Source organism: Methylobacterium sp. (genome assembly GCF_028290105.1).
Classification (GTDB): Bacteria; Pseudomonadota; Alphaproteobacteria; order Rhizobiales; family Beijerinckiaceae; genus Methylobacterium.
This window is the reverse complement of sequence record NZ_JAQGKL010000192.1, coordinates 1-4,364: the sequence shown is the minus strand read 5'-3', so window position 1 is coordinate 4,364 and position 4,364 is coordinate 1. Positions and strand designations below refer to the sequence as shown.

The window sequence follows — 4,364 nt, the reverse complement described above, 5'->3', positions numbered from 1 at the left end:
CATTCTGCCGGACGATTCCGTGCTGGACGCCGACACCCTCCCGAAGGTTCGGATGCCGAACCGGGACGGTTTCACTCCAGACGTACGGCCCGACGTGCCGATCGGCGCGCGCTGATCCTGCCGGCTCAAGCCAGTCCGGATGCACCGCCCGCGCGCCCCGGTCGGGATCGCGTAGCTCGATATCTCAGCGCTCAAGCGAGACGGTCGGCTCTTGCGCCCTCCGGCGGTGTGCGCAGAATGACGAGGCCTTGGACCGATTCCGCAGCGTTCGTCCCAGCGCCTGCGGAGGGAGAAAGCCCAGGCATCCGGCGAGGCAGCAAAACCGCGCCGGTTCGCAGACGCATCGGTCACGCCCCCGCGAGGGGCTGCACCGAGCCCCGGACCGGGACGAGATAGGAGCCGAGATGGCGGTTGCGACCAAGGATCAGGCCGGAGGGCCCATACCCGCAGCCGTTCCCATCGACGATACCAGCCTCACCGGCTTCTACGGAGACATGACGACGCCCGAGCGGCGCACCTTCTGGGCGTGCGCGGCCGGTTGGGCGCTCGATGGCATGGACTTCATGATCTATCCGCTCGTCATCGGCACCATCATCAAGCTCTGGAACGTCGATCCCGGCACCGCGGGCCTCGCTGGCACGGTCACGCTCCTCGCCTCCGCGATCGGCGGCTGGGGGGCGGGTTACCTCGCCGACCGGATCGGCCGGGTGCGGACGCTGCAATTCACCATCCTGTGGTTCTCCTTCTTCTCGCTTCTCTGCGCCTTCGTTCAGAACTTCGAGCAGCTCCTGATCTGCCGCGCCCTGCTCGGCCTGGGTTTCGGCGGCGAGTGGGCGGCCGGAGCCGTGCTGATGGGGGAGACGATCCGCGCCCAGTATCGCGGCCGTGCCGTCGGCTCGGTGCAATCGGGCTGGGCGATCGGCTGGGGTCTCGCCGTGCTCGCACAGGCCGCTCTGTTCTCGTTCCTGCCGCCCGAGCAGGCGTGGCGCTGGATGTTCGCGCTCGGTGCCCTGCCGGCGCTCCTCGTGTTCTACCTGCGCGCCTTCGTCGAGGAGCCGGCGGTCGCGGCCGAGACGCGAGCCAGGGCGGCGGCCACTGGGGACCGGCCGGCCCTGTGGGAGATCTTCACCGGACCGATCCTGAAGACGACCGTGCTGGCTTCCCTGGTCGCGACGGGGTGCCAGGGCGGCTACTATGCCATCACCTTCTGGGTGCCGCGCTTCCTGACGACGGAACGCAAGCTCTCGATCGTCTCGTCGACGGGCTATCTCGCCGCACTGATCGCCGGTTCGTTCGTCGGCTACCTCGTGGGCGCCTGGTTCGCCGACCGGTATGGCCGCCGCAAGCTGTTCCTGGTGTTCTCGCTCGGCGCCATCGCGGTGATCCTCGTCTACACGCAGGTGCCGCTCTCGAACGAGATGCTGTGGGCGCTCGGTTTCCCCCTGGGCTTCTTCGCCTCCGGCTACTTTTCCGGGATGGGCGCCTTCCTCACGGAACTCTACCCCACCCGCCTCAGGGGCTCGGGGCAGGGGTTCTGCTACAATTTCGGACGTGGCGTCGGCGCCCTGTTTCCCTTCCTCGTCGGCTACCTGTCGCAGACGACGACATTGGCCAACGCGATCTGCCTGTTCGCGGTGGGTGCGTACGTCCTGTTCTTCGCAGCCGCCTACGCGCTGCCGGAAACCCGGGGTCGAATTCTCCATGCCGATGCGTGAGGCTTTCCCCTCGCTCGACGAGGCGCCGGATTGTCCGGCCCCGCAGCCCTATCCGCTGGGGCCGACGCGTTACGCGGTCCCGCCCGGTGCCGTCGACACGCATGCCCATGTGATCGGGATACCGCCGGAGTTCCCGTTCGTCCGGCCTCGCAGCTACACGCCTCCTCCGGCGACGGCCGAGGACTACCTCGCGATGCTCGACGCCACGGGCATGACCTACGGCGTCCTCGTCCAGGTGAGCGTGCATGGCACCGACAATCGTCTCCTGCTCGCGGCGTTGCGGGCGCATCGGCAGCGCCTGCGCGGCATCGCGGTGATTCCGCTCGGCCTGCCCGACGCGGACCTCGCGGCCCTTCAGGAAGCGGGCGTGGTGGGCCTGCGCCTTAACGTGCTCTATGGCGGCGGCGTCGGCCTGCAGGAGGTGGAGGCCTACGGCGCGCTCGCGCGGGAGATGGGCTGGCACCTGCAGTTTCTTCTCGACGCGCGCGATCTCCCGCCCGTCGCAACGCGTCTCGCCCGCCTGCCCGTGCCGGTCGTCGTCGACCACATGGGGCATTTTCCGACGTCGGCGGGCCTCGACGATCCGGGCTTTCGCACCCTCGTCTCCCTCGTCCGCGATGGTGCCTGGGTGAAGCTGCAGGGGGCGTTCCGAAACTCGACGGCGGGTCCGCCCTATGCCGACACCATTCCCTTCGCGCGGGCGCTCAACGATGCCGCGCCGGACCGCTGCCTCTGGGGCTCGGACTGGCCGCACGTGGCGACGTGGGGGCCGATGCCCGCCATCGGCGACCTCCTCGACCTGATGGCGGACTGGGTTCCGGATCCGGCGAGGCGGCGGAAGCTCTTCGTCGAGAACGCGCACAGCCTCTACGGCTTTCCTGCACGGATCTGACCGTTCGACCGTCGATGTCGGGTGCTCCTACGGAGCCGATTTTCGCGCCGTGCAGGCGAAGCCGTTTAGAACCGCCCGGCCAGCGTCAGCCGGACGGCCGTCGGCTCGACCGGGTGGAAATGCCGGTCGGCCACCCCCTCCGCGGCCTCGCCGGGCAGGCGCGAAGTGTAGAAATAGGTGATCTGGTCGGCCTTGGCGTTGGTCAGGTTGAGCACGTCGAGGGAGAGGCTGATCCCGTTCGCGAAGTTGTAGCCGACGCGCCCGTTGAGGAGCGCGGTCGGCTTCGAGCGGACGGAATTGTCCTCGATCAGGGGGCGGGCGCCGAAGTAGCGTAAACGCATCGCGCCGAACCAACCCAGCCCCTCCCCGAAGGTGAAGCCGGCCGACGCGATGGTGGTGGGTGCCTCGGGCACCCGGTTGCCGGCCGGGTCCCGGTCCGAGAAGCGCGCATGGGTGATCGTGAGGTCGCCTTCCAGCGAGAGCCAGGGCGTCACCGCGTAGCGGTTGGTCCATTCCACGCCGAAGCGGCGGGTCGGGCGGCTCGGCTCGGTGGTGCCGGTATCGCCCTGGAACAGGTTCTCGGACGCGAAGTCGAGCTGGAACAGGACCAGCGCCGTCTCGAGACCGGTGATGCTGCGATTGCGAAAGCCGATCTCGGAGCCCGTCGAGGGCACGAGGAAGGGCGAGCGGCTGATGTTGAAGAGGGGGCTCGCCGGATCGACCGTGGCGGTGACGCCGCGCGCGTCGTTCGAGTGGAAGCCGCCGCCGTAATTCACGAATAGCTCGGTGTCGAACCAGGGCCCCAGCACGAGGCCGAGCTTGGGGTTGACGACACCGTCCCGCGCGCCGCCCGAATTGGCCTGGGTGTCGGAGCGGACATCGGCGTAGAATCCGTCCGCGCGAAAGCCCACGCTGGTGCGCAGCCAGTCGGTCCAGCGCATCCGGTTCTCGTAGTAGAATGCCGCGCTCGCCTCCAGCACGCGGTCGTCGAGGACGGTCGACTGGACCTGCCGGTTCGCGGTGTCGGACAGCCCCACCCGGATGCTGTCGGTGCGCGTCTGGACCCCGATCTCGTTCTCCATCGGCAAGCCGAACAGGTCGCCCTGGAAGGTGTGGCTGACCTCGCCGCCGCCGAGCACGCGGCTGTCGCGCTGGCGGAACTGATCGCCGTTCACCGGATCGTTGAGGAAGTACGTGAAGTCGTTGAACAGGTTCATCCCGTAGCGGATCACGTAGGCATTCGCCCGGGTGATCCCGATGTCGCTCGTCCGGCTCCAGCGTCCGGACAGCGAGAAGCGCCCGGTGTCGCCGCCATCGGTGGGGTTCAGCGTGCCGTAGCGACCGATGATCCCCTCCGCCACCGCCCGCTCCGGGATCTGGTTGGTGGCGTTCCACTTCGCCCAATAGGCCATGCCGGTCAGGGCGAAGCCGTCGAGCGCCGTACCCTGGCTATAGCGCACCACGCCGTTGAGCTTGCGCAGCCGGTCCGGCACGTCCCAGGGGCCGTCGTAGGTCTGGGCTTCGCCCGCCACGAGAAGATTTCCCTGTGCCAGCGGCGCCGAGGCGATGGTCAGCGCCCGCCTGTAGCCGAAGCTGCCGAACGAGGTCAGCGCGAGGTTGCGGTCGACCTTGTCGAGATAGTCGATCCGCACCGAGCCGGCGGAGGCGAAGTCGCCGTCGCGCACGAAATACGGCCCCTTGTGGAACTCCACCGCGCCGACGAGTTCGGGGATGAGGAAGTTCAGGTCGGCATAGCC

At 68.5% G+C, this 4,364-nt stretch carries 3 protein-coding genes and 1 pseudogene; 3 read left to right on the top strand and 1 reads right to left on the bottom strand.

Going from position 1 to position 4,364, the window contains the following annotated elements:
• The 3 genes and pseudogenes from JWQ05_RS13890 to JWQ05_RS13880 all read left to right on the top strand — a co-directional run.
• Positions 1 to 115: pseudogene (locus JWQ05_RS13890) on the top strand (cytochrome c); the annotation flags it as partial.
• A 289-nt stretch (positions 116 to 404) separates the two neighbouring features.
• Positions 405 to 1,715, top strand: a complete 1,311-nt coding sequence (locus tag JWQ05_RS13885) for an MFS transporter (protein WP_299659231.1) — start codon at positions 405 to 407, stop codon at positions 1,713 to 1,715.
• Complete coding sequence (locus JWQ05_RS13880) at positions 1,708 to 2,607, top strand: amidohydrolase family protein (protein WP_299659228.1); 900 nt, start codon at positions 1,708 to 1,710, stop codon at positions 2,605 to 2,607. The genes JWQ05_RS13885 and JWQ05_RS13880 overlap by 8 nt, the downstream gene beginning before the upstream one ends.
• A 65-nt stretch (positions 2,608 to 2,672) precedes the next feature.
• Here the strand turns inward: JWQ05_RS13880 and JWQ05_RS13875 are convergent.
• The coding region (locus tag JWQ05_RS13875) for a TonB-dependent receptor (protein ID WP_299659225.1) at positions 2,673 to 4,364 on the bottom strand (1,692 nt) is incomplete at its 5' end.